At 67.8% G+C, this 22,730-nt stretch carries 25 protein-coding genes and 1 pseudogene; 10 read left to right on the forward strand and 16 right to left on the reverse strand.

Features of this window, described 5'->3' with window-relative positions; genetic code table 11:
* Positions 1–46: 46 nt before the first annotated feature.
* Positions 47–322 (forward strand): hypothetical protein, encoded by a 276-nt coding sequence (locus tag AC1RIF_RS16540; RefSeq protein ID WP_492602447.1) that lies wholly within the window; start codon positions 47–49, stop codon positions 320–322.
* 168 nt (positions 323–490) lie between these two features.
* On the opposite strand, the gene AC1RIF_RS16545 is transcribed toward AC1RIF_RS16540, so the two are convergent.
* Together AC1RIF_RS16545 and AC1RIF_RS16550 are read right to left on the reverse strand one after the other, a co-directional pair.
* Positions 491–1,003: a MepB family protein gene (locus tag AC1RIF_RS16545; protein WP_492602448.1), complete on the reverse strand. Its 513-nt coding sequence runs from the start codon at positions 1,001–1,003 to the stop codon at positions 491–493.
* A 103-nt stretch (positions 1,004–1,106) separates the two neighbouring features.
* On the reverse strand, positions 1,107–1,478 hold the full coding sequence (locus AC1RIF_RS16550; protein WP_492602449.1) for a hypothetical protein: 372 nt from the start codon (positions 1,476–1,478) through the stop codon (positions 1,107–1,109).
* A gap of 187 nt (positions 1,479–1,665) precedes the next feature.
* Between AC1RIF_RS16550 and AC1RIF_RS16555 the strand changes: the two genes are divergently transcribed.
* Entirely contained in the window at positions 1,666–2,034 is a 369-nt protein-coding gene (locus AC1RIF_RS16555; protein WP_492602450.1) for a RidA family protein, read from the forward strand.
* Between the two features lie 125 nt (positions 2,035–2,159).
* Here AC1RIF_RS16555 and AC1RIF_RS16560 read toward each other — a convergent pair whose 3' ends face one another.
* The gene (locus AC1RIF_RS16560; protein WP_492602451.1) at positions 2,160–3,914 is read right to left on the reverse strand and encodes a cholesterol oxidase substrate-binding domain-containing protein; all 1,755 of its coding nucleotides are present in this window, start codon (positions 3,912–3,914) and stop codon (positions 2,160–2,162) included.
* A 185-nt stretch (positions 3,915–4,099) separates the two neighbouring features.
* Positions 4,100–4,915 (reverse strand): metal-dependent hydrolase, encoded by an 816-nt coding sequence (locus tag AC1RIF_RS16565; RefSeq protein WP_492602452.1) that lies wholly within the window; start codon positions 4,913–4,915, stop codon positions 4,100–4,102.
* Positions 4,916–5,080: 165 nt separating this feature from the next.
* Here AC1RIF_RS16565 and AC1RIF_RS16570 point away from each other — a divergent pair, with 165 nt between their 5' ends.
* From AC1RIF_RS16570 to AC1RIF_RS16580, 3 genes are read left to right on the forward strand one after another with little or no spacing between them, the layout of a single operon-like run.
* The gene (locus tag AC1RIF_RS16570) at positions 5,081–6,451 is read left to right on the forward strand and encodes an MFS transporter (RefSeq protein ID WP_492602453.1); all 1,371 of its coding nucleotides are present in this window, start codon (positions 5,081–5,083) and stop codon (positions 6,449–6,451) included.
* The gene (locus AC1RIF_RS16575; protein WP_492602454.1) at positions 6,451–7,914 is read left to right on the forward strand and encodes a pyridoxal phosphate-dependent decarboxylase family protein; all 1,464 of its coding nucleotides are present in this window, start codon (positions 6,451–6,453) and stop codon (positions 7,912–7,914) included. Before AC1RIF_RS16570 ends, AC1RIF_RS16575 begins: the two co-directional genes overlap by 1 nt.
* Before the next feature lie 47 nt (positions 7,915–7,961).
* A complete protein-coding gene (locus AC1RIF_RS16580) occupies positions 7,962–8,966 on the forward strand; it encodes a hypothetical protein (protein ID WP_492602455.1) in 1,005 nt (334 codons plus the stop codon).
* A gap of 185 nt (positions 8,967–9,151) precedes the next feature.
* On the opposite strand, the gene AC1RIF_RS16585 is transcribed toward AC1RIF_RS16580, so the two are convergent.
* Complete coding sequence (locus AC1RIF_RS16585) at positions 9,152–10,618, reverse strand: catalase (protein WP_492602456.1); 1,467 nt, start codon at positions 10,616–10,618, stop codon at positions 9,152–9,154.
* Entirely contained in the window at positions 10,615–11,169 is a 555-nt protein-coding gene (locus tag AC1RIF_RS16590) for a Fur family transcriptional regulator (protein ID WP_492602457.1), read from the reverse strand. The genes AC1RIF_RS16585 and AC1RIF_RS16590 overlap by 4 nt, the downstream gene beginning before the upstream one ends.
* Positions 11,170–11,335: 166 nt before the next feature.
* On the opposite strand from AC1RIF_RS16590, the gene AC1RIF_RS16595 reads away from it, so the two are divergent.
* From AC1RIF_RS16595 to AC1RIF_RS16605, 3 genes are all read left to right on the forward strand, one after another.
* Positions 11,336–11,722 carry a TraR/DksA family transcriptional regulator gene (locus AC1RIF_RS16595; RefSeq protein ID WP_492602458.1) on the forward strand — a complete coding sequence of 129 codons (387 nt, stop codon included), beginning with the start codon at positions 11,336–11,338 and terminating at the stop codon, positions 11,720–11,722.
* Positions 11,723–11,822: 100 nt separating this feature from the next.
* On the forward strand, positions 11,823–12,251 hold the full coding sequence (locus AC1RIF_RS16600) for a hypothetical protein (protein WP_492602459.1): 429 nt from the start codon (positions 11,823–11,825) through the stop codon (positions 12,249–12,251).
* Positions 12,251–12,889, forward strand: a complete 639-nt coding sequence (locus tag AC1RIF_RS16605) for a hypothetical protein (protein ID WP_492602460.1) — start codon at positions 12,251–12,253, stop codon at positions 12,887–12,889. Before AC1RIF_RS16600 ends, AC1RIF_RS16605 begins: the two co-directional genes overlap by 1 nt.
* A 66-nt stretch (positions 12,890–12,955) precedes the next feature.
* Here AC1RIF_RS16605 and AC1RIF_RS16610 read toward each other — a convergent pair whose 3' ends face one another.
* Together AC1RIF_RS16610 and AC1RIF_RS16615 are read right to left on the reverse strand one after the other, a co-directional pair.
* Positions 12,956–13,381, reverse strand: coding sequence for an SRPBCC family protein (locus tag AC1RIF_RS16610; protein WP_492602461.1), 426 nt, complete (start codon positions 13,379–13,381; stop codon positions 12,956–12,958).
* Between the two features lie 47 nt (positions 13,382–13,428).
* Complete coding sequence (locus AC1RIF_RS16615) at positions 13,429–14,058, reverse strand: TetR family transcriptional regulator (protein WP_492602462.1); 630 nt, start codon at positions 14,056–14,058, stop codon at positions 13,429–13,431.
* A 126-nt stretch (positions 14,059–14,184) separates the two neighbouring features.
* Here AC1RIF_RS16615 and AC1RIF_RS16620 point away from each other — a divergent pair, with 126 nt between their 5' ends.
* Both AC1RIF_RS16620 and AC1RIF_RS16625 read left to right on the forward strand, forming a co-directional pair.
* Positions 14,185–14,961, forward strand: coding sequence for an SDR family oxidoreductase (locus tag AC1RIF_RS16620; RefSeq protein ID WP_492602463.1), 777 nt, complete (start codon positions 14,185–14,187; stop codon positions 14,959–14,961).
* Positions 14,962–15,003: 42 nt separating this feature from the next.
* A complete protein-coding gene (locus tag AC1RIF_RS16625; RefSeq protein WP_492602464.1) occupies positions 15,004–15,807 on the forward strand; it encodes an IclR family transcriptional regulator in 804 nt (267 codons plus the stop codon).
* Between the two features lie 82 nt (positions 15,808–15,889).
* On the opposite strand, the pseudogene AC1RIF_RS16630 reads toward AC1RIF_RS16625, so the two are convergent.
* The 8 genes and pseudogenes from AC1RIF_RS16630 to AC1RIF_RS16665 form a co-directional block, all read right to left on the reverse strand.
* Positions 15,890–16,183, reverse strand: a pseudogene (locus AC1RIF_RS16630) (HNH endonuclease signature motif containing protein); the annotation flags it as partial.
* A 93-nt stretch (positions 16,184–16,276) separates the two neighbouring features.
* Positions 16,277–16,654 (reverse strand): PH domain-containing protein, encoded by a 378-nt coding sequence (locus AC1RIF_RS16635; protein WP_492602465.1) that lies wholly within the window; start codon positions 16,652–16,654, stop codon positions 16,277–16,279.
* Between the two features lie 93 nt (positions 16,655–16,747).
* The gene (locus AC1RIF_RS16640) at positions 16,748–17,674 is read right to left on the reverse strand and encodes a formylglycine-generating enzyme family protein (protein WP_492602466.1); all 927 of its coding nucleotides are present in this window, start codon (positions 17,672–17,674) and stop codon (positions 16,748–16,750) included.
* Between the two features lie 14 nt (positions 17,675–17,688).
* Complete coding sequence (locus AC1RIF_RS16645) at positions 17,689–18,630, reverse strand: HAD family hydrolase (protein ID WP_492602467.1); 942 nt, start codon at positions 18,628–18,630, stop codon at positions 17,689–17,691.
* A 5-nt stretch (positions 18,631–18,635) separates the two neighbouring features.
* Positions 18,636–20,174 carry an arylsulfatase gene (locus AC1RIF_RS16650; protein ID WP_492602468.1) on the reverse strand — a complete coding sequence of 513 codons (1,539 nt, stop codon included), beginning with the start codon at positions 20,172–20,174 and terminating at the stop codon, positions 18,636–18,638.
* A 121-nt stretch (positions 20,175–20,295) separates the two neighbouring features.
* The gene (locus AC1RIF_RS16655) at positions 20,296–21,489 is read right to left on the reverse strand and encodes an AI-2E family transporter (protein ID WP_492602469.1); all 1,194 of its coding nucleotides are present in this window, start codon (positions 21,487–21,489) and stop codon (positions 20,296–20,298) included.
* A 32-nt stretch (positions 21,490–21,521) separates the two neighbouring features.
* Positions 21,522–22,010 carry a DUF1269 domain-containing protein gene (locus AC1RIF_RS16660; RefSeq protein WP_492602470.1) on the reverse strand — a complete coding sequence of 163 codons (489 nt, stop codon included), beginning with the start codon at positions 22,008–22,010 and terminating at the stop codon, positions 21,522–21,524.
* A gap of 94 nt (positions 22,011–22,104) precedes the next feature.
* A complete protein-coding gene (locus AC1RIF_RS16665; RefSeq protein WP_492602471.1) occupies positions 22,105–22,728 on the reverse strand; it encodes a class I SAM-dependent methyltransferase in 624 nt (207 codons plus the stop codon).
* Positions 22,729–22,730: the final 2 nt, after the last annotated feature.

Raw genomic sequence — 22,730 nt, forward strand, 5'->3', positions numbered from 1 at the left:
GGCCCGGCACCGATTCGGTGCCGGGCCTCGCCGTTATCGTGGCCGCATGGACGAGTCGCTGACCCTGCAGAAGGCACTGCTCCAGCTCGACTACGGTCGGGTCGAGAAGGCGGAGGTCACGCTGCGTGAGCTGCTCGATCGCTCGCAGCCCGGCGTGTTCCGGGTCCGCGCGCTCGTCGTCTACGGCGACCTTCTGCACCAGCTCGGACGGGCGGACGAGGCGACCGCGCTCCTCGAGTCCGCGGTGCGGGAAGCCTCAGATCTCGATGTCGACGACCTGCTCGACATGGAGCTGGAACGGGCCGAGGACCTCTTGGGATGACCCTGGAATAACCTCGGCGGGGTCGTGGTTGAATGGTTCGGATCGGCGGTTCCGTGTCCCCCGGGCTCAATTTCACCGCCTCCGCAGAGTTCCGTTCGGCTGGAGCTGCGTTGCGCCTTTCGCCGTGAGGCGACCGAGCCGCCGGTCCACCTTCTTCCGCTCCGCCGCTCAGACCGCGGCGAGGAGCCGACCGGCCCGCCGCAGATCGACGGCCCCTCGGTCACTCAGGTCGAGGAACCGGTCGCACTGCCAACCCTGGGACCGCTTCGCCTGCGGGTTGCTGGTCGCCGACCACGGCGGATACACTCGGAATCCCCGCTTCCCACCGGCACCCCGTGCCGACACGATGCCGCGGGTGGCCAGCACCTCCGTCGGGAAGACGAACGCGCCGAAGCGGTCCCCCTCGCGGGCGGTGACGACCAGCCCGTCCACGTCATCCTCGGCCGGGAACGGTTCCGTCGACCCACCGGCCGCGCGACGCCACACCGAGACGAACAGCCCCACCTTCGTCGGGGTCAGCTTGCCGACCCGGAACCGGATGGTCGACCGGCCGACGTCGGACACCGCGGCACCGTACTCGGCGTTGTCGAGCTCGGGCACGGCCGGTGAACACTCGACGCCGAGACCACTGAAAAGCCCCGTCACGAGAGCCACATCCGGGTGGACCACACCAGAAACCACAACAACTCCAAGCGAACTCGACCCCGCCCGAAGCTACCTGACGGCGCACACTCGGCCGCTCAGGGTGCAACGAGGCAGGCCGGGCCGATCGGTGTCGCAGGGTTCACGGTGACGTCTCGACAGGTCCGCCTGCCGAGGTCTGGTACGCCATGACGGAGTGTTCGCCAGGGGCAGTCGGGGTCCAGAGCGTGAAAGCGTGATCGAACACGACGGGGTTCACCCAATAGGGGGAGATGAAATCCCACGCGAAGTTCTGCGGAAAGAACGTGGACGCGTGGTTGTAGTCGACGATGGACACACCCTTCTCGCTCGGGGTCCACTCCGAGTCGGCGGTCCTGGCCACCACAAGGTAGGTGCAACCGGCCCCGTATGCAGTGGTGGGTCCACCGCTCAACCCCGGCAGGATCGTGACATCGACGACGTCGGCCGCAGCCGACGGTGCACCCCAGACCGCAGCAGCCGCGAAGAGTGCCACCGGCAGGAATGCTGATCGGGAGAGTCGGGGGAATCTCATACCGATGAGTCGGTTTTACCCTCGCGGCCGTTACAGCCGGCAGTGGGCAGATGCGTCCCCCATCCACCCGCCACCGAACGTGCACACTGGCCAGGCTCATCGCCGGCGCTGATGAGTAGGGCCGTCAACATGGCCGCACCGTGGTCGAGTGCGCGTCTATCGGCAACTGTCGATCTCTACCGGCTCGAGGATCGTCTTCCTTGCAGGCCAGGTCGCCCGCGATGCGGACGGCCGCCCAGTCGGCGAAGGCGACTTCGCCGCGCAGGTCGAGCAGGCCTACCTCAACATCGGAACAGCTCTCACCGAGATCGGCGGGTCTTTCGACGATGTGGCAAAGCTGACCATCTACGTTGTGGACTGGACGCCGGATAAGATGGCGCTCCTGGGCGAGGGCGTCGCCCGGGCCGCCGAGAAACTTGGCGTCGACCCGGTCAAGCCGATCACGCTACTCGGAGTCGCCTCACTGGGAGAACCAGATCTCATGGTCGAAGTCGAGGCAACGGCCGTACTTCCCTGACTGCGTGAGGCGGTGGCCGAGTCCGGAACTGTTCTCTACGAACCGTATTCGGTCCGACCACTGCTTCGACCGGGCCGTCGACTGCAGTTCGAACACAAGCCACCACGCCTTCCGAACCGGAAGCTCTACGGCAGCAGCCGGTCGTGGAAAGTGTTGGCGAAGACGCGGTGCGGATCGTGCGCGTTGAGCGATTTCCGCGCGGACTCCCAGTTGCCCGACGCCGGGATGCCGGTGGTGTAGGCGGCAGGGAGGGTCTGGTCGAGCCACTCGGGATCGCGGTAGCCGCCCTGACTGTCGAAGCCCCAGCCCTTGGCCCACTCGGACCGAAACGTCGCGTAGTCGCCCGAATAGTTCTGCACCATCCAGCGTTCCATCTCTCGGAAGTACTCGGCGGCGCCCGGCGTGCCGGGTAGCGTGACGACGTTCATCCAGATGCAGGTGTCCCACTCGGGGTGGTCGGGGCGCGGACGCACGGCCGACAGGTTCGGCGGCCCTGCCGATTCCACCAGCACCTCGGCCTGGTCGTCGACCTTGCACATGCGAACCTCGAAGGGGCCGTTGATCGGGTACTTGCCCTGCGCCGCAAGTGCACTCATCCGGCCGTTGTGCCACGTCGTGAACTCGTTGATCACCCGCTGGATGCTCGCGCGCTCGGTGACGACCACGCCGCCGCCCGCGGTGACCCGCATCGTGGTGTGCCGCAGGTAGAACAGCACGTCCTTGGACCAGCCCCACAGGTCGTCGGTGTCGGTGAGCGCGAGACCGGCCTGCACGGCCGCCAGTTGACCGACCCCGAAAGCCGGGGTGGCAGCCTGGATGCCCGAGGCGACCTGCCCCAGTATATCGGTGAGCGGCTCGGGCAGGTTGTCGGTGAAGAAGTAGTTGTAGGGCCCGAAGACCTCCCGGGACTCCGGCGGCTTCACCGGCGTCGGCGTCCAGATCTTGAGCCACGGCTTGTCGGTGAACGGGAACCAGATCGCCTCGACCCGCCCCGACTGCTCGACGAACCGTTCGTACGTCCGGCCCGGGGATCCCGTGGGCGCGAACATTTCCTGCCAGGGGATGTCCATGATGCTCCGGCAGCGTAGGCGGGCGTTGACGCCGGCCTGCAGGGTCACCGAGATGACGAAGCTGCGGCCCAGATGGGTGAGCAGCGCGGTGATCTCGGGGTCGGCGCGGGTGAAGTCGCGCAGCACGAAGCGATCGGCGGTGTCGTCCCACACCACCGCGGTCATGGCGGTCACCAGGTTCGACAGCGAGCCGAACGACTGACCGGGAGTCACCGTCTCCCCCGCGGCCGGATACGTGGCACCGTGCGCGCCGACCGCCAGGATCCCGGCGATCGACAGGTCGCCGATGGCGGGCGAGTTGGCCCATCCGAGGCCGTGCTGCTGCAGCGCAGTGAGGATGGCCTCGAGGCTGGCACCGCCACCGGCGGTGACGGTCGCCGGCGACCCGGCAGGGGCGACGTTCACCCAGTTCAGGTGGGTCATCGTATCGACCAGCAGGGTCTTCTCGACGTTCTCGCCGGGCACGACGGTGAGCGGACTCCACCCGTGCATCGTGCCCTTCGCCCGCACCCGGAAACCGTTGTCCTTGGCCCAGTTCGCGATCCGGAGCACGTCGTCGGGGGTCCGCGCGGTCGCGGTCCACACGGCGTCGAATCGGATGTCCTTGGCCCAGTTGACGTAGCCCTGCTGCGACAGCGGAATGTCCTGGGGGAACGCGGGCGGCACCGGCAGGTTGGACACCGGGCCACCGCCCGAACCGGTCGAGCCCGCCGCCGGTAGCGCGAAGGCCGGAGACCAGCCCATGCCCGTCAGGGCCGCGGCGCCCGCCGCGGCCCCAGCCGCTCGTCCGAGGAATCCTCTGCGCGACATCCCGTTGCGGGATCCACCTGTCGCCGTCTCACTGCCGTCCACACTCACCGGTTCGACTCCGATCCACTCGTCGGGGTGGCGGCACCGTCGATCCCGCCGCGCATGACCTCGAGCCAAACTAGAACAAGTTTCGTTCCGATGCCAGTGGTTCCGTAATCCTGGTCGAAGGAACCTCGGAGGCGCCCCTACTGCTCGGTCACCTGCACCGAGGTCCGCAGTGCATCGGTGATCGCTTCCGGCGCCCCGTCCACCGACCAGACCGCGAGACCGATGGCCAGGATCGTCAGTGCCGGACCCAGCACCGCCTTCTCGAAGCCGCCGCCCGCGCGAATCGCGAGGAAAGAGGGCAGCCGCAGCTCCCACCACCGTCGTCCCCCGAACGGGACGAACGGCGCGAGGAACGGCACCCCCTCCTTGGTGATCATGTCGCCGAGACAGTGCGTGGCGCAGCCGAGGGCGACCGCGACACCGAGCCCGGTCGAGCCCACCTGGTCCGGGAACCACTGCCACGTCAGGATCGACAGGAAGGCCGCGACACCGGTGACGACGAGCCACCCCTTGTCCCGCGCCCAGTCCCCCACCAGGCCACGCAGCGCCAACCCGAGTGTGAAGAACAACGTGACGATGATGGCGGGCCGGCCGAACTGTCCGACCAGCGCCGAGATCCCGGCACCCAGCCCCACCGCGAACAACGCCGTGTGGGTGAAGGTGCGGTGCCCACCGCGACGGTTGGGGTCCTTCCGCCCCTTCGTCACCCGGTACACCCCGAGAGACAGGGCGTCGACGCCCGCAGCGACGGTTCGACTGATCGGGCCGAACGATCGTGCGACGGTGGACTGGGTGGTGTCCAGATCCGGCAGCAGCGCGGCCCCGGCACACACGCCCGCGAACGCGAAGGTTTCCGCGGTGGACGTGGGTCCACCCCAGTCGGTCGGCAGCAGGTCCGCGACGGCTAGGCCGACGACGGCACCGGACATTGCATGGGTAGCACCCATAACCATGGGAGACAGCACCTTTCGAGCATTACAGCAGATCACCGACAGCGAAGGGGTCCGACGCGGCAGCCTCGGACCCCTGGTCGGGAACGCTAGCAACGACCTCCGACACGCCCCTCCGACGGCCGCGACCGGCCCCGCCGCGCCGAGGGCTGGCCTAGATTGACGCGCATGACGGCCACGAATGTCTCGTCCACCGCGCCGGGTCGGCTCAGCGCCGCCACCATCCGTGGCTACGCACTGGGATCGGTCGGCACCGGCGGCTTCTCCACCCTCCCGGGCCTGGTGCTCGCCTATTACCTCACCGACACGCTGGGTGTCGCGGCGGCCGTCGCCACCGTCGTGGTGTTCGCGCCGAAGGCACTCGACGTGGTCCTCAATCCGGCGATCGGGTCGTGGAGCGACTCGTGGGCCCGGCGGACCGGGAGCCGACGGCGGTTCCTCACGATCGGCGCCGTGCTGCTGCCGGTCTTCTTCGCGCTCACCTTCGCGGTGCCCGACGGTGTCGGCGCCGCCGGCGGCGCGGTGTGGGTCGCCCTCGCCTTCATCGCGTCCGCGGTGGCGTTCAGCATGTTCCAGGTTCCGTACATCGCGATGCCCGCAGAACTCACCGACGACTACCACGAGCGTGCGCGCCTGATGGCGTGGCGCGTTGCGGTTCTCGGCATCGCGATCCTCCTCTTCGGGGCGGGCGGTCCCGTGCTCCGCGACGCGGGCGGCGGGGGCCGCTGGGGCTATCTCGTCATGGGCATCGTCGCCGGCGCGGTGCTCGGGCTGGGCATGTTCGCGGCGTCTCGGGTGGCGCCGCGCCGGCCCGCTTCGGAACCCTCGCTCGGCGAGGACGCCTCGTTCTCGGCGTCGTTGCGCGTCGTCCGATCGAGCCGGCCGTTCCGGATGCTGTTGACGGCCTCCGCACTCCAGGCCTTCGCGACCGGCACCATGCTGGCCGCCGCGCAGTATGCAGCCACGTACGTGCTCGGCAACGAGGGGGCGGTGTCGATCCTGTTCGCCGCGCTGGTCGGTCCGGCGGTCGCGGTGATGCCGCTGTGGTCGCGCTCGGTCCGGGCGTGGGGCAAGCGTCGTGCCTACCTGCTGGCGTCGAGTCTGTTCCTCGCCGCCAACGTGGCGCTGCTGGGTCTGCTGGTGAGCACCGGATGGTGGGTGTACGCGGTGGTCGCCGTCGCGGGTGTCGGGTACGCGGGCATGCAGATGCTGGGCATGTCGATGCTGCCCGACGTCATCAGCGACCACGAGAAGCGCGAGGGTGGCACGGTCCGCGCCGGGGCGTTCAGCGGCGTGTGGACGGCCGTCGAGACCATCGGCCTGGCCCTCGGTCCCGCTCTCGTCCTCGCGATCCTCGCGATCACCGGGTTCGTCTCGTCCACCGACGACCAGCAAGCCGAACAGTCCCAGACGGCGATCGACGGCATCGCGCTGGCGATCTCCGCGGCTCCGGCGATACTCACCGCGCTCAGCATCGTCGCGCTCGCACGTTACCGTCTCGCCGCCGAGACCACCCACTCCCAGAACGGAAGCCACTGATGCAGTTCCGCAGCGATCCCGCCGACGTCCTAGCCCGCCTCGACGCCCTCCGCGCGGCGGATGCCCCGACGTCGGGCGGACGCCTGCTCTCGTACGTGTACGACCCGGGCGTCGCCGAACTCACCGAGCTGGCCGGGACCGCGGCGTTGCGCGTGCAGTCGCTGAACGGCCTCGACCCCACCACGTTTCCGTCGATCGCGGCGATGGAGCGCGATCTCGTCGAGCTGGGCCGCGGCATTCTCGCGGGCGGTGACCCGGACGTCGTCGGCTCCGTCACGAGCGGTGGCACCGAAAGCTGCATGCTCGCCGTGAAATCCGCGCGGGACACGTGGCGCCGGCGGACAGGGGCCGAGCACCGTCCGACACTGCTGATCGGCGCGACGGCGCACGCGGCCTTCCACAAGGCGGCGCAGCACCTGGATCTGCGGCTCGAGGTGCTGCCGGTGGATCCCGTCACCGCGCGGCTGCGGCCGTCGGACGTCGCGGCGGCGCTGTCACCCGACATCGCCCTGGTCGTCGCGAGCACACCGTCGTATGCGCACGGCGCTCTCGATCCCGTCGCAGAGATCGCGGAACTGTGTGCAGCCCAGGATGTCCCGCTGCACGTGGACGGCTGCATCGGCGGCTGGGTACTGCCGTGGTGGCCGGGCCTGACACAGCAGTGGGATCTGACGGTGCCGGGTGTGGCCAGCCTGTCGGTGGACCTGCACAAGTACGGGTACGCCCCCAAGGGCGTGTCACTGTTGCTCTACCGCGACCGCGATCGGCACCGCGCGCACTGGTTCGCCACCACGTCGTGGCCCGGCTACTCGGTGGTGAATCCGACGCTGCTCGGATCGCGCAGCGTCATGCCGATCGCGGCCGGATGGGCGGTGACGCAGGCCCTCGGTGCGGAAGGGTTCGCGGACCTGGTCGCACCGATCGCACGTGCGACCGAGCGACTCCGCGTCGCGATCACGGGAATCGAGGGCCTGCGGCTCGTCGGCGATCCCGTCGGCCCGCTGCTCGCGATCGCCGCGGACGAGGCGCTGCCGGCGGAGCGCCGCGTCGATCCGCACCGGTGGTCCGACGCCGCGAGCGACGACGGGTGGGCGCTACAGCCGCAGCCCGAGTTCGCTCAGGCGGACGGCACGGTCCTGCCGCGCACCACGCACCTGACGATCACGCCGGTCACCGAACGTGTCGTCGACGACCTGATCGAGGCACTGCAGAAGGCAGCGGACCGTACCCGCGGGGTCCCGGGTGCGAGCGCCCCCGCCGACCTTGTCGCGGCCGCCGCACAGATCGATCCTGCCGAGCTCACCGCCGAGGTCGGCGCCGCCGTGCTCGGGCTCGCCGGGCTCGACCCGAAGGCCGGACTGACCGGCCCCCAGGCCGACGTCCTCGCCCTGATCGAGGCGTTGCCCGCACCGGTCGCCGAGCGTCTGTTGATCGAGTTCCTGGCACGGTTTCTCGAACCGTGACGTGAAGAACGCCCACCACGGCCCGGTGATGTGGGCACACTCGATGTATGGCAGCGACGTCGACGCGGTCAGCGGAGGTCTCGGAGCCGGAGCGCGACACGATCGTGCGGGGCACCGTGGTCCCGACGATGGTCGGGTTGCTTATCGGCGGCATCTTCGTCGCGGTGTTCCTGGCCGCCTTCCATGATCCGAAACCGCACAATCTGCCCGTCGCGGTCGTTGCACCACAACCCGTCGTGGCCGCCGTCGAGGCGCAGTCGACGGCCGCAGGCGACGCCTTCGACGTGCGTGTCTACGAGTCCGCGGACACGGCTCGGCAGGCCGTCGAGTCGCACGACGTGTTCGGCGCGTTCGTGGCCGGCGCTCCCACCACGGAACTGTTCGTCGCCGGCGCGAACGGGCCGGCGGTCACCGAGCTCCTGACGCATGCGTTCGGGGCCGCCGCCGGTGCGACCGGCGCTCCGCTGACGGTGACCGATGTCGCGCCCCTGTCCCCGGGCGATTCCCGCGGACTGTCGGTGTTCTACGCCGCCTTCGGGGTGGTTCTCGCGGGGTTCCTGTTCGGCCTCACCAGCATGCAGGCCGGTCCGCGCCTGCCCGCGGGCTGGCGTGCCCTCAGCGCGGTGGCATTCTCGATCCTGGTGAGCCTCGTCGTCGCCTGGCTGGTCCAGCCCGTTTTCGGGGCGCTGCCGGCGTCGTTCCTCATGACCGCCACCCTCGTCGGGCTGCTCGCCCTGGCCGTCGCCCTGTCGACCGCGGCCCTGCTGAAACTCTGCGGGCCGCCCGGGATCTTCGTCGCGGCCGTCGTCCTGCTGGTATTCGGGAATGCGACCAGCACCGGCATCCTGCCCGCACAGTTCCTCCCGGGATGGCTGGAGCCACTGACCGACATCCTGCCGGTCGGCGTCACCGTTCGGGCGCTGCGCGGCGCCGCGTACTTCGACAACGACGGGCTCGCCACCGCGATCGCGGTGCTGGAGGCCTGGATAATCGGAGCGGTACTCGTGTACGGAATTGCCGTGTTTGTTCAGAGCCGACGTCGAGGGGCATGATGGAGACAGTCCTCGAGTGCTCGGGAGGCGGTTATGGACACTGTGATTCTGTGGCTGGCAGCAACCCTCATCTACTGGTGGGGCCTGCTCCCCTGACGAGTCGATGAGGCCGCCAGGTTCGTGAAAGCCGATGGGCCCGTTCCGGAATTGTTCAATTCCGGAACGGGCCCATCGGGCTCAGCGGTCTACTTCTGGCCGGCGCGCACGCCTTCCTCGACCTTCTTGCCGAGTTCGGCGTCCACGTTCTTCCAGTACTCGAATACCCGCTGCAGCACGGGTTCGCTGACACCGCCGAGCGCGTGGCCGACGATGTTGCTCACCAGCCGTTCACGGGCCGCGTCGTCGAGCACCTCACGGACCAGGGTTCCGGCCTGCGTGAAGTCGCCGTCCTCCGGATGCTGGATGTAGCCGGCGCGCACCGCCTGACCGTCGAACGCCCACAGGCCCTCGTCACCGGCGGCCGACGGATCCGCGTGCGGACCGCCGTACGAGTTGGGCGCGTACACCGGGGTGTCGGCGGAGTTGAAGCTGTAGCGCATCGCACCCTCCTTGGAGTAGGAGTTCACGGGGCACTTCGGCGCGTTCACCGGCAGATCGGCGTAGTTGGTGCCGATGCGGTAGCGGTGGGCGTCCGCGTACGAGAACACCCGGCCGAGCAGCATCTTGTCCGGGCTGAATCCGATGCCGGGCACCACGTTCGACGGCTCGAACGACGCCTGCTCGATCTGCGCGAAGAAGTTCTCCGGGTTGCGGTTGAGAGTCCACTTGCCGACCTCGATCAGCGGGTAGTCCTTCTGCGACCACACCTTCGTCAGGTCGAACGGGTTGAAGCGGTAGCCCTCCGCCTCCGCGACCGGCATGACCTGAACCTTCATGGTCCAGCTGGGGAACTCGCCCCGCTCGATCGCGTTGTACAGGTCGGCGCGGTGGTAGTCCGGGTCGGAGCCGGCGAGAGTGTCGGCCTCGGCCTGCGTGAGGAACTCGATGCCCTGGTCGGTCTTGAAGTGGTATTTCACCCAGAACCGCTCACCGGCGGCGTTGACCCACTGGTAGGTGTGCGAGCCGAATCCGTCCATGTGCCGCCACGACTTCGGGATGCCGCGATCACCCATCAGCCACGTCACCTGATGCGCGGTCTCCGGACGCAGCGTCCAGAAGTCCCACTGCATGTCGTGGTCGCGCAGACCCGAGCCCGGAAGACGCTTCTGCGAGCGGATGAAGTCGGGGAACTTGATGGGGTCCTTGATGAAGAAGATCGGCGTGTTGTTGCCGACGAGGTCGTAGTTGCCCTCCTCGGTGTAGAACTTCATCGCGAACCCGCGCGGATCGCGCCAGGTGTCGGGACTGCCCTGCTCGCCGGCAACGGTGGAGAACCGCACCAGCGACTCGGTCTTCTTGCCGGGCTGCAGGAACTTCGCCTTGGTGTACTTGCTGACGTCACCGGTGATGACGAGTTCGCCGAATGCACCGCCGCCCTTGGCATGCACGATACGCTCCGGCACCCGCTCGCGGTTGAACTGCGCGAGCTTCTCGATCAGGTAGTGGTCGTGCAGCAGGATCGGCCCCTGCGTACCCGCGGTCAGCGACTCGTCGTCACTGTTGACCGGGATTCCGAAGTTGTTCGTGGTGGGACGTGACTGTGCGGACGTCATTGTGAGAAGCCTCCTTGGCGCTGATGGGCTGTGGCTGTCTTCGAATGGCTCGACCCGCCCGATCCGGGCACATCGTCTTGATTCTGTGAGCTGGTAGCGGTCTCTGCTGTGGTTTTCGCCGAATCGCTCCGGCAACCGGCGCACAGACCCCAGAACACCACCTCGGCCTCGTCGATCTCGAAGCCGTGGTCGTTCGAGGGCTCCAGGCAGGGAGCGTGGCCGAGGACGCAGTCCACGTCGACGACCGTGCCGCACGAGCGGCACACCAGATGGTGATGGTTGTCCGCGGTGCGGGTCTCGTAGCGCGCCGGCGAACCCGCAGGTTCGATGCGGCGCAACAGACCCGCACGGACGCAGGCCCCGAGCACGTCGTAGACGCCCTGGGTGGAGACGGCTCCGAGCTGGCATCGCACCTCGGCAGCAATCTCCTCCGCATCCGAATGAGGATTTGCGGCAACAGCATTCAGAACCGCGACCCGGGGAGCTGTGACGCGCAGGCCCGCTTCCCGCAGCAGTGTGCGGGGTTCGATGCCGTGCTCTCCGTGTTGCATGGTCCCCAGTATGCCCCTTTTCTGGAATAAGTCAAAAGAACGATAATTTCCAGGTTAAGGAGGTGCGCGGGGCAGACCTCCTCACCGTCCTCGCAGTAACATTCGGACGATTTCCCGCACACCGCCACAGCCTTCGGATCGACGACGCTTCGATGGAGGATGACGCATGGAGGACGACAGCACCACCGGGGCGGACGCCGGCTCGGACACCGCCCGGCATCGCGCCAGGATCGACCGGGAACGCGCCGACACGCAGCGCCGGATCGCGTCGCTCACCGAGCGTTTCGCCGAAATCGTGGAGGGGTCGGAGTTCACCACGAACGACGACGAGCACGATCCGGAAGGGTCGACCATCGCCTTCGAGCGGGCCCAGGTCTCGGCACTGCTCGCCGAGGCTCGCCAAGACCTGGACGACCTGACGGAAGCTGCGCAGCGCCTCGAGAACGGCACCTACGGCGTGTGCGTTCGATGCGGATCACCGATCGCCGAGGCACGACTGGACGCACTGCCCGCCGCCACGACGTGCATCGACTGCTCGGCTCGCCGCCCGTGACGGGTGTCGGAGGCGGCGAGGTTCCGCTACGCTCGCACGCAAGGTAGCCCCGCGCCCGACGGCGTCGCCCGTCGGTTTTCCGAGTGCGTGGGGTTCGATGATGATCACCGCACCGGCCGATCGCATGCTCACCGTCTTCGTTCCCGGATGGATCTTCGACGACCGTTCCCTCGCCCCGCCGCGGTGGGCGACCACCGGACGGGTCGAGGTCCACGGGACCCTCTATGCCGGCCTCGCAATGGAACCCGACAATCCCCCGCCGGTGCGCGGACGAGTTCGACGGGTGCGCGTGGTGAACCATCTACTGGAACGGACACCGACCGGCACCCGCCTCGTCCACGGCAGCGAGCGCCTGACCGACGTCGAGGCGACGCCGCGCATCTTTTGGTCGAGCCAGGAGCCCGCAACGGAGGGCGACCCGTACGTCCCGACGGGAGTGCTGCTCGATCTGAACCTCGACGACGTACCCGTGACCGACTGCCGGTTCGTGGCGGGTGCGGTGTCGATCTCCGGGACCGATGTGTGGTGATGGACCGAGCCGATCCCGTTCTGCTGCATGCCGATACCGCAGCGGCGCCGACGCGGGTCGTCGAGTACCTACTGCCGATGACCGCCGAGCGGCCGCGTGAGTACTGGTCCCGCGCCGTCCACGCCGACGAGAACGGCTGCTGGATCACGTCCGAGTACGACGTGTTCCGCTGCGATCGCCACGGAGACGAATCGTTGACCGTCGAGCGCATGTGCACCGAGGGCGGGCGAAGTGTCGTCGACGACGGACTCCTGTACCTCCTCGACACGACCGAGCCGCACATGCGACTCGACCGCCGGTACGGAACGGTACGCGTGGACCCACCGCCCCATCCCGTCCGAGTGCTCGACGGCGCGCGCCGACTGATCGCGGTCGACGACCCGGACACCGTCGCGCGGGTGCGGGCCGCCGCCGCCCGGGCCGACATCGCCCGCGACGCCGACGGCACGGAGTGGATCGCCCACGGCGGACTGACCGCTCGATCTCCGAGCGGCACAGTCGAATCGGTGGACCTCGATGCCCGCACCCACGGCCACGTCCGCTGGATTCCGCCCGACCCGTACGCCGATCCGGCGAACCGGGCCCTCGTCCCGTTCCTGTGTATGCCGATTCCCGATGCCGATCCGAACCCCGAGTAGAGCCGAAGGGTCCCTTCATGCGCTGTCAGCGCGTGAAGGGACCTTTCAGCTGGTTCCCGGCGCCGATCAGGCGAAGTGCGCCTGCACCGCCTGCAGACCCGCGACGTAGACGCCGTCACCGAAGATCTGCTCCACGGTGGCGACCGCGTCGTCGTCGGACTTGTACTCTGCGCTCCAACGGATCTCGGACTTGTCACCCTGCGGGGTGACCGTCAGCGTGGCGACGTAGTCGCTGATCGGGAGCATCGGTTCGAGCACCTCGTAGCTGTAGCTGCGCGCCGCCGGATCACGGGCGACGAGCTGTTCCCGGGCGACGACGCGGCCGTCGACCGAGAAGATACGAAGCGAGCCGACCTGCGTCGGATCGCCCTCGAGTTCGGCCGGCGGAACGCTGGGATGCCACGCGCCGAGACCGTCGAAGTCGCCGATGTGGGACCAGACGCTGTCCGCGTCGGCTGCGACGACGATGCTACGTACGAGTGACCGAGCCATGTGAATCTCCGTTTCTGCTGTCGAGCTTCTTCCGATGGGGTTGGGGGTCAAACGTTTCGGTGCGACCGGTCGACGTCCAGGCGCAGCACCGACAGCGCGGACGCCGCCAGCTCACCGACGTCGGCGGGCCCAGCGGGGTCGTCCGGATCGCACGTCACCCAGTACTCGAGCGCGACGGTGAGCGCACCGATGAGCGTGTGCGCCAACAGCCTTGCCTCGATGCCCGACGGATCCAGCCCCGCCCGCTCGGCGAGGCGGCCGCGCATGTCGTCGGCGAGGCCGTGGGCCGCGACCATCCACCGTGCCCGGATCCCGGGCACGGACGTCAGGATGACGAAGAGATCGCGGGTGGAGACGAGGGAGGCGTACCGGTCCTGCCGCAGGCACTCGACGAAGGCCTCGTGCACGGACGTCGCTACGGACTCCGTCATCGGGCGGTCCGCGAGATACTGTGCGAAGTCCCGGATTCCGGAGGTGAGGACCGGTGTGAGCGTGTCCTCCTTGGCCTTGCAGTGCCGATAGAACGTGCGCACCGAGATACCGGCAGCGTGGGCGATGTCGTCGACCGACGTGGAATCGAACCCGGCGGCGGTGAACAGTTTCGCGGCGGCCGCCGCAATGTCCATGCGCACGGCATCGCGTCGCCGTTCGGCCAATCCACGCTGGTCGCGTTCCACGATCTACCTCCGAATGTGTCTTGACACACAGTAGCAGGGTGGCACAAACTGGCGTTCTGGCACAGATTGGCATCCGGGAAGTGGTGCCGGTAACCCAAGCAGCCCCTCGAACCGAAAGGGCAGGACATGCCCCGCACATTCCTCGTCACCGGCAGCGCCTCCGGAATCGGCGCCGCGACCACCGCCCACCTGCGCGAGGAGGGCGCCCACGTGATCGGCGCCGATCTGCGCGACGCCGACCTCACCGCCGACCTCGCCACCGCGGAGGGTCGTGTGGCACTCGTCGAGCAGGCCCGCGAGCTGACCGGCGGACGCCTCGACGGCGTCGTCGCGTGCGCGGGTGTCGCGCTGTTCGACCCACTCACCGTCAAGGTCAACTACTTCGGCGCGGTGGCGACGCTCGAGGGTCTGCGCCCGCTGCTCGCCGGCGGTACCGATCCCCGCGCGGTGGTCATCTCGTCGGTTGCATCGCTGCACCCGTCCGATCCCGCGATCGTCGACGCCGCCCTGGCCGGCGACGAGGCGGCCGCGGTCGACGCGGCACAGTCAGCCGTCGACAGCGGGGCTGGTGCCCTGGTCTACGGGTCGTCGAAGGCCGCGATCGCACGCTGGGTGCGCCGCGCCGCGATCACCCCGGAGTGGGCGGGTGCGGGCATCCCGCTGAACGCGATCGCACCGGGCACCATCGTCACCCCGATGATCCAGGCGATGCTCGACAGCCCCGAGGGCCGTGCCGCGATCGACGGCGCCGTCCCGATGCCGCTGCACGGCCACGCCCGCCCGGAGCAGGTCGCGCCGCTGCTGGCCTGGCTCACCTCCCCCGAGAACTCGCACGTCACCGGCCAGGTGGTGTTCGTCGACGGCGGCGCCGACGCCGTTCTCCGCGGCGACCGGACCTGGTAGAACGCAACACCATTCGGTCCGGGTCACGCGGAAGGAGCGATAGTGCCGACATACGATCAAGGGTCTCGCATCTCACCGGCGGAGCGGGTGCCGCCGTCGATGGTCGACCGGATGACGGTCATCCTCGACGCGTTCGGCGGGTTCTCCTCCCGCGTCCCGCTCGAGGAACTCGCACGACGCACACGGTTGCCACGATCGACGGTCCATCGCATCCTCGATTCGCTGCTGCGCCTGGGATGGGTCGAGCACTCCCCCGGCGGCTACCACCTGGGCCCGCGCCTGCATCGTCTCGGCGGTGGCGAGGGACACCACGGGGAGATCCGGGCGGCCGCGGCGCCCTTCCTCAACGACCTGCACCAGAGGACGGGGCTGGTCGTGCATCTCGGGGTGCTCGACGGCACCGATCTGCTGTACCTCGACCGGATCGGGGTGCGGCCCGGTTCACCGTCGAACGCCCGTGTCGGCGGACGGGTTCCGGCACATGCCACCGCGGCGGGGAAGGCGATCCTCGCGAGCCTCGCCCCGGAACAGGTGGACCGCGTGTATGCCGGGACGTCGCCGCGCCGCTGCACCGATCGGACAATCGCGGACCTGCCGGCGCTGCACCGGAATCTGGGTCGCGCCCGGGCCCGGCACGGCGTGGCCTTCGCCCGCGACGAATCGGCCACCGGGGTGATGTGCGTAGGCGCACCGATCCGCGTCGACGGCGGAACCGTCGCCGCAGTGTCCCTTTGCGGAAAGTCCGCCGACGCCGCCCGGCTCGAGCGGTGCGCGCCGCTGGTACTCGACGCGTCTCGGGCGGTCGCATCGTCCCTCACCGCTTCGGTACGACTGCTCTCGGCGTAATTTTCGTCGCAAAGGCCGGGTACTTCGGCACGGTCGACCATCCCGCGATGGCCGGCACCCCGTTCGGGTGCCGGCTGCAGCGTCATGCGGCGTGTGGTCCCGCCCGATTGTGGGCGGGGATGGGTTTCTTGTAGGGGTCGACGGTGCTGGGCGGGGTGAACCAGGGCTTTCTGTCGGTGCCGACCTGCACTTCCCAGTGGGAGTGGTGCAGCAGCGTGTGGTGGTAGCGGCAGAGCAGCACGAGGTTGTCGAGGTCGGTGGGTCCGCCGTCGGCCCTGTGCACCACGTGATGGCCTTCGCAGTGAGCGGGTTGTGCTCCGCAGCCAGGGAATGCGCAGCCGTGGTCGCGCGCGATCAGTGCTCGGCGTTGGGAGCGCCAGGACGCGTCCGGCAATTGGATTCACTGGATGGACATGGGATTCGCCGCCATCAGGTGACCATCGCTTCGACGGTCACCTGATCTGGCCCGCTACGACGCGACGAAATGCGTGAGCATCGCCTGCACCTCGTAGATGTTCACGCCCTTGGAGAACTGCTTCTGGATGGGCATCGGGTTGCCCGAGATCCAGATCTTCAGTTCCGCATCGAGATCGAACGATCCGGCCGTCTCGACGGAGAAGTGTGTGATCGACTTGTAGAGCACGCTGTGGTACTCGGTCTTGCGGCCGGTGATGCCCTGCTTGTCGACGAGGATCAACCGCCGATTGGTGAAGAGGAACGAGTCACGCACCAACTGGTACGCCGCGTGGATCTGTTCACCGTGCCCCAGCAGCCTGCCGAACTCGTTATTGGCGGTACCGGGATCCATGACCCCCGCGTTGCCCATCAAACCGTCCATCAATCCCATCGTGGGTCTCCTCCTCTGTGTCGATTCAACGACACGACACAGTACGCACCAGGCGACCCGCCCGGCACGGAGCCCCGCGGCTCGTGGGTCGGGTCACGCACCTGTGCAGCGGAACCCGATGTGGCTCATGCCCGTATCGATCATGTGCGGCCGACGGGCGGCAGGCCGGTAGCGGCGACAGTAGCTGTCCGCGCACAGGAAGGACCCTCCCTTGATCACCTTGCGAGGAACCCGGAACTGGGGTTGTCGCGGGTCGTAGCTGCCTTCCACTCCCGGCCCGCGCGGGTTCCGGGGCGCGCAGCACGAGTGTTCGGTGCCGTGCCCATCGGCGTACCAGTCGTCGGTCCATTCCCAGACGTTGCCGGCCATGTCGTACAGCCCGTACGGATTCGGCGGGTACGACGCGACCGGCGACGTGCTGCCGTATCCCGGGTCCGCACGCCAGGGGAAGTCGCCGTGCCAGAAGTTCGCGAGGCGTCGGCCGGCCGACTCGGCCCCGTCACCCCACGTGAATTCGGCGCCATCGAATCCACCCCGCGCCGCCGCCTCCCACTGCGCCTCGGTGGGCAGTGCCCGTCCGGCCCACTCGGCGTAAGCCTGCGCGTCCTCGTAAGCGATATGCACGACGGGGTGATCGCTGCGGCCGGCGAGCGTGGACCGCGGCCCCTCCGGCCGACGCCACGACGCCCCCGGAGTCCACCGCCACCACTGGTCGATGTGGCGCAGGTCCACCGGACCGGGTGTCCCCACGAAAACCATCGACCCCGGCTGCAGATTCTCCGCGGGTGCTCCCGGAAACTCGGCGGGGTCCAGCGGACGCTCGGCGACCGTCCGATACCCGGTGCCGGCGACGAAGGACGCGTACTGAGCATTGGTGACCTGCCGAACCTCGATGGGGAACGCCTCGACCTCGACCCGGTGCGCCGGGCGCTCCTCCGGGTAGTGGGCGTCGGATCCCATCGTGAAGGCCTGAGCGGGAATCTCCCGGAGTTCGGTCAGGGTGGCGGTACCGGTCGTCACGAGATCCCCTCTGCTCAGGAAGTGCCTGGCTCGAACACCTCACGCCAGTCATCCTTCATGCTGACCACGATCCAGTCGTTGCGACGCGCGTGGTCGAGGAGGTCCTCCGCCCCGGCGACGTAGTCGAACTCGCGATCGCCGTCGTCGTGCAGGATCACCAACCGGAGTGCCCGCGAGTCGGACGCGCCGGAAAAGGCGAGCATGGGCAGATCGCCGTTGGAGTTGCCCACCGACAGGATCGGGCGCCGCCCGATCCTGCTCCAGATGCGCACCGGTTTCTCCGGCCCGTCGTCGAAGAAGTCCATCGCCGCCTTGTAGAGCAGATCCGATTGCCCCTCGCCCTCACGGTAGGAAATCCCCAGCGCGCTGCCGATGATGCGTTCGGGTGGCACCCCGTACAGCTGCCCGGCGACCGGACGCATGAAGTCACGATCGCCGCCGGACGCGATGTAGGTCGTGAACCCGTTCGCCTCCAGGTACCGCAACAACTCGACCATCGGCACGTAGCCGCAGCCGTAGTAGGGACGGCCGAGCGTCGGGTGGTCCGCGTCGGCGAAGAAGGCTCGGACCCGCGTGTCGTAGTTCTCGACGGTGACCGAATCGAAGGCCTCGGTGACCGCGGCCATCAGCACCTTCAGGTCGTTGTCGTCGCCCTGATAGTGCTTGACCATCGCCGCACCCAGCCACTGGAGGTCGTTCTCGTGGGCCGCTTTCCACGGCTGTTTCTTTCGCAGATCGGGATCGCCGGCGGCCATCTCCGCGAAACGCCGCACGGTGAAGTCGAGCTGGATGGGCATCGGCTTCTCGCACCAGAGTGTGCCGTCGTTGTCGAACACGGCCACCCTGTCCGCAGGTTCGACGAAGTCCGGACCCCCTTCCGCGGTGACCCGCTCGACGAAATTCACGATGGCGGAGACAGTTTCCCCGCCCGTCCACGACTCGAGTCCCTCGACCATCCCGATCAGTCCCGTGCCAGGAAGGCATGCAGCTTCTTCACTGCATGATCGATCGTGAAGGTGGCAGGCTCCTGCCGCGGCGGGAACTCCTTGAACGTGTCGAGGAAGGCGGTTCCGATCGCCGTGCCGTAGAAGACGATGTAGTCGTGGTCGAGGAACCAGTCCCAGTACGTGTTCGACGTCGAATCCGCGCGCTCGAACGGATCGGTGCGGAGGTTGAACAGCTTCGGGACCCGCAGTTCGGTGAACGGCTCCGCCCAGATCCCCAGCGTGCCCGTCGCCCGCTGCTCCATGAAGACGATCTTCCAGTTCTCGAACCGCACACCCAGCACGTCGCAGTCGTCGGAGAAGTAGACCATCCCGCGGCGCGGGCTCCGCTCCACCTCCCCGGTGAGGTACGGCAGCAGGTTGTAGCCGTCGATGTGGACCTTGAACGTCTTGTCGTCGACTGTGTGCCCGGCCTTCAGTTCGTCGACGATGCCCGCGTCGCCGGCCGCCGCGAGGAATGTGGGCAGCCAGTCGTGATGCTGGACGATGTCGTTGGAGACCGCCCCGGCCGGGATCCTGCCGGGCCACCGGATCACCTGCGGTACCCGGAAGGCGCCTTCCCAGTTGGTGTCCTTCTCACTGCGGAAGGGTGTGGTCGCGCCGTCCGGCCACGTGTTGGCGTGCGGGCCGTTGTCGGTGCTGTAGATGACGATCGTGTCCTCGGCCAGACCCAGTTCGTCGAGGACGTCGAGGACCTGACCGACGTTCTTGTCGTGGTCGATCATGGTGTCGTGGTACGGCGACTGCCAGATGCCCGACTGCCCCACGCTTTCCGGCTTGGTGTGGGTTCGCAGGTGCATGTGGGTGAAGTTCACCCACATGAAGAACGGTGTGTCAGCTTCGTGCTGGCGCCGGATGAAGTCGACAGCCGCATCGGCGATCTCGTCGTCGATGGTCTCCATCCGCTTCTTCGTCAACGGCCCCGTGTCCTCGATCCTCTGCCTTCCGACCCGGCCGAACCGCGGATCCTCGGTGGGATCGTCCTCTTCGGTGGCCCACGAGCGGAGAACGCCCCTAGGCCGTTGCAGGTTGTACAGGCGGGGGTACAGCTCCGCGTCGGGATAGTCCGGGAGTTCCGGCTCTTCTTCGGCGTTGAGGTGATAGAGGTTGCCGAAGAACTCGTCGAACCCGTGCACGGTCGGCAGATACTTGTTGAGGTCACCAAGATGGTTCTTGCCGAACTGTCCGGTCGCATACCCGAGGGGCTTGATCAGTTCCGCGATGGTCGGGTCCTCCGCGGACAGTCCGATGTCGGCGCCCGGCATTCCGACCTTGCTCATCCCGGTCCGATACACGCTCTGCCCGGTGATGAACGAGGCACGGCCCGCGGTGCAACTCTGTTCCCCGTAGGAGTCGGTGAACTTCATGCCCTCGTCGGCCAGGCGGTCGATGTTGGGCGTCCGGTACCCCATGATCCCGTCGCTGTAGCAGCTGAGGTTGGTGATCCCGATATCGTCTCCCCAGATGACCAGAATGTTCGGCTTCGAGTCCGGCATCACGAACCTCCTCGTTCGCTCCGTATGGTGTTCGGCCCGTCTCAGATCAGGCTGCGACCTGTGTCTGCCCTCCACATCACCCGTGCAGGATGAGACCCGGACTCCTGCGAAGGCATCCGTGTCACGTGGCCGGCACGACGGGCTCCGGCACCGAACCCCGGTCATCGGTTTCCGTTGTGGGAGGAGGAATGTCGACCTCCGGTAGATCCGGCACGTCCTCCGCCTTCTCACCGATCAGGACGTTCACCCAACGGGTCGCCGGGTCGATGTCGAGCAGCATCGCCTTGACCAGCAGGGTCATCGGAATCGCGAGCAGCGCACCCAGCGGGCCGAGCACCCAGGCCCAGAACACCAGCGCCAGGAAGGTCATCGTCACGCTGATTCCGACGGCGTCACCGACGAACTTCGGCTGGATGATCGATTGGATGACGAAGTTGATGACGCAGTAGACCACGATCACCCACATCATGAGGACCGGTCCGCCGTCGAGCAGCGCGAGCAGCGCAGGTGGGATCACGCCGATCACGAAGCCGATGTTGGGTATGTAGTTCGTGATGAACGACAGCAGCGCCCACAGCACCGGCAGCGGCACCCCCATCAACCACAGCGCGCCACCGTCGAGAACCGCGACGATGAGGCCGAACACGGTGGAGACGACCAGGTACTTGCGGGTTCCCGCAGCAAAAGTCGTCAGGGCATAGGCGATCTCGGGCCTGCTGCGGGCAATGATCTGCATCTTCTTCCCGATGCTCATCCCGTCGAACGCCATGAACAGCAGCAGAGCCAGGACGAAGAAGAGGTTGGAGAACACCCCGAGCAGACTCTGCAGCGCCGATTCGATCAGACCGACGACCTTGCCCATGTCGATACTGCTCAGCGCATTGTGGATCTGCTCGGAACTCACGCCGGCGCTCGCCAGCGCCGACCGGAGGCCGTCCAGGAGATCGTCGACGGCGTCCGCATACTGAGGCAGCTGGGTCGCGAGTTGCGCGGCCGACAGCGCCAACGCCCCGACCAGGCCGATCAGGATCAGGTTCACCGTGATCAGTGCGGTGAGCATCCCGACCCATGCGGGGAGCCTCCGGCGTTGCACCCAGGTCTGGATCGGCTGCACCGCGATCGTGAGCATGAGAGCCAGGAACACCGGACCGAGGATTCCGGCGAACGTCTTGATCCCGGCGATCGAAACCACTGCGCCCGCGCCGGCGAGCAAAACGATCAGGCCGCGGGGGATCGCCCACGGCACCGGCGTCAACGTGGGCGCCGGCACCGTGGGCACAGCCCGGTCGGATCGCGATCTGCGTGAACCCGTCATCGTCCCTCCCGGACCGAGGATCCGTCTACCGGTCAGTCCGCGAACACCTCTCGAAGGTGCGCTTCCTGCTCGTGAGACAGGTTCGTGGAGATCAGTTCGGCGTGCTGACCGTGGAATTCGTCGTGCACGCGATCCAGCGTCGCGTCCGACGTCAACACGAACAGTGCCGAGGTGCCGGGGGTGATCTGCGCCTTGAGTCGCTTGATGAAATCGTCGTCGATGCCGACGTCGGTCAGCGACCCCGTGAGTGCGCCGACGGCCGCGCCGACAGCAGCCCCGATGAGGGGGATGAAGAAGAGAATGCCGAACAGCAGCCCCCAGAAGGCGCCGCCGAGGGCGCCTGCACCGGCCAGATCGGCGAGCTGGTGTGTCTTCGGCTTCTTCTTCCCCTCCGGCCAACTCACCACCGCCGCATCGTGAACCGTGATCAGCGCCTGCTTCTGCAGGTCTTCCAGCGTCGCGACGGCGGTGTCGGCGCCGGTCGGCGAATCGAACTTCCAGACGGTCAGCGTTCCTGCCATGGGAAACTCCTCGAGATGGTGGGATCGAGCCACTGCGGCCTCTCACGCACCGTACGAAGCCAATCGCGTCGGAACCTCACACCCACCGGATGAATCAGCCTTCGACGGGTGCCGTGACACCGAGCGAGAGGGCGCCCATGACCTTCGGCGCGCCCTTCTCGTAGAAGCGGTCGAGATCACGAATCTCGAAGCCGGCAGCACGGACGAGGGCGGGGATGTCACGTGTGAGATGACACCCGCCCGCGACGGTCTTCTGAATCGGCTCGAATCTGCGCTGCCAGCGCTGCACCTTCGGATGGGGCGCGAGCCCGTGTTCGACGAAATGCAGGGTTCCCCCGGGTTTCAGGACTCGCCGCACCTCGTGCAGCGCGGCGTGGGCATCGGGAATGGTGCACATCGTCCAGGTGGACAGGGCGGTGTCGAAGGTGTTGTCGGGGAACGGCAGTGCTTGACCGTCGAGCCCGGATCGTTCGACCGGAACGCGGGATCGGGCCAGACGCTTACCGGCGAGCTTCCAGGCTTCGTCGGCAGGTTCGACCGCGCTGACGGTGTCGACCGCGTCCGGGTAGAAGGGAACGTTGAGCCCCGACCCGAACCCGATCTCGAGCACGCGTCCGTGGAGGCCCGCGCACACCCTCCTCCGGGACGCCTCGGTCAACGACATCCCGCACGACATCTCCACCAGGTGCGGGACGATCCGCTCCGTGTAGAACCCCATGG

Source organism: Prescottella sp. GW823-FHT02E09 (assembly GCF_058797375.1).

Bases quoted from the DNA above. Each gene is read 5' to 3' on its own strand.
- AC1RIF_RS16540 (WP_492602447.1), top strand. From the start codon at position 47: ATGGACGAGTCGCTGACCCTGCAGAAGGCACTGCTCCAGCTCGACTAC.
- AC1RIF_RS16560 (WP_492602451.1), bottom strand. From the start codon at position 3,914: ATGTCGCGCAGAGGATTCCTCGGACGAGCGGCTGGGGCCGCGGCGGGC.
- AC1RIF_RS16565 (WP_492602452.1), bottom strand. From the start codon at position 4,915: ATGGTTATGGGTGCTACCCATGCAATGTCCGGTGCCGTCGTCGGCCTA.
- AC1RIF_RS16570 (WP_492602453.1), top strand. From the start codon at position 5,081: ATGACGGCCACGAATGTCTCGTCCACCGCGCCGGGTCGGCTCAGCGCC.
- AC1RIF_RS16575 (WP_492602454.1), top strand. From the start codon at position 6,451: ATGCAGTTCCGCAGCGATCCCGCCGACGTCCTAGCCCGCCTCGACGCC.
- AC1RIF_RS16580 (WP_492602455.1), top strand. From the start codon at position 7,962: ATGGCAGCGACGTCGACGCGGTCAGCGGAGGTCTCGGAGCCGGAGCGC.
- AC1RIF_RS16585 (WP_492602456.1), bottom strand. From the start codon at position 10,618: ATGACGTCCGCACAGTCACGTCCCACCACGAACAACTTCGGAATCCCG.
- AC1RIF_RS16590 (WP_492602457.1), bottom strand. From the start codon at position 11,169: ATGCAACACGGAGAGCACGGCATCGAACCCCGCACACTGCTGCGGGAA.
- AC1RIF_RS16595 (WP_492602458.1), top strand. From the start codon at position 11,336: ATGGAGGACGACAGCACCACCGGGGCGGACGCCGGCTCGGACACCGCC.
- AC1RIF_RS16600 (WP_492602459.1), top strand. From the start codon at position 11,823: ATGATCACCGCACCGGCCGATCGCATGCTCACCGTCTTCGTTCCCGGA.
- AC1RIF_RS16605 (WP_492602460.1), top strand. From the start codon at position 12,251: ATGGACCGAGCCGATCCCGTTCTGCTGCATGCCGATACCGCAGCGGCG.
- AC1RIF_RS16610 (WP_492602461.1), bottom strand. From the start codon at position 13,381: ATGGCTCGGTCACTCGTACGTAGCATCGTCGTCGCAGCCGACGCGGAC.
- AC1RIF_RS16620 (WP_492602463.1), top strand. From the start codon at position 14,185: ATGCCCCGCACATTCCTCGTCACCGGCAGCGCCTCCGGAATCGGCGCC.
- AC1RIF_RS16635 (WP_492602465.1), bottom strand. From the start codon at position 16,654: ATGGGATTGATGGACGGTTTGATGGGCAACGCGGGGGTCATGGATCCC.
- AC1RIF_RS16645 (WP_492602467.1), bottom strand. From the start codon at position 18,630: ATGGTCGAGGGACTCGAGTCGTGGACGGGCGGGGAAACTGTCTCCGCC.
- AC1RIF_RS16650 (WP_492602468.1), bottom strand. From the start codon at position 20,174: ATGCCGGACTCGAAGCCGAACATTCTGGTCATCTGGGGAGACGATATC.
- AC1RIF_RS16655 (WP_492602469.1), bottom strand. From the start codon at position 21,489: ATGACGGGTTCACGCAGATCGCGATCCGACCGGGCTGTGCCCACGGTG.
- AC1RIF_RS16660 (WP_492602470.1), bottom strand. From the start codon at position 22,010: ATGGCAGGAACGCTGACCGTCTGGAAGTTCGATTCGCCGACCGGCGCC.
- AC1RIF_RS16665 (WP_492602471.1), bottom strand. From the start codon at position 22,728: ATGGGGTTCTACACGGAGCGGATCGTCCCGCACCTGGTGGAGATGTCG.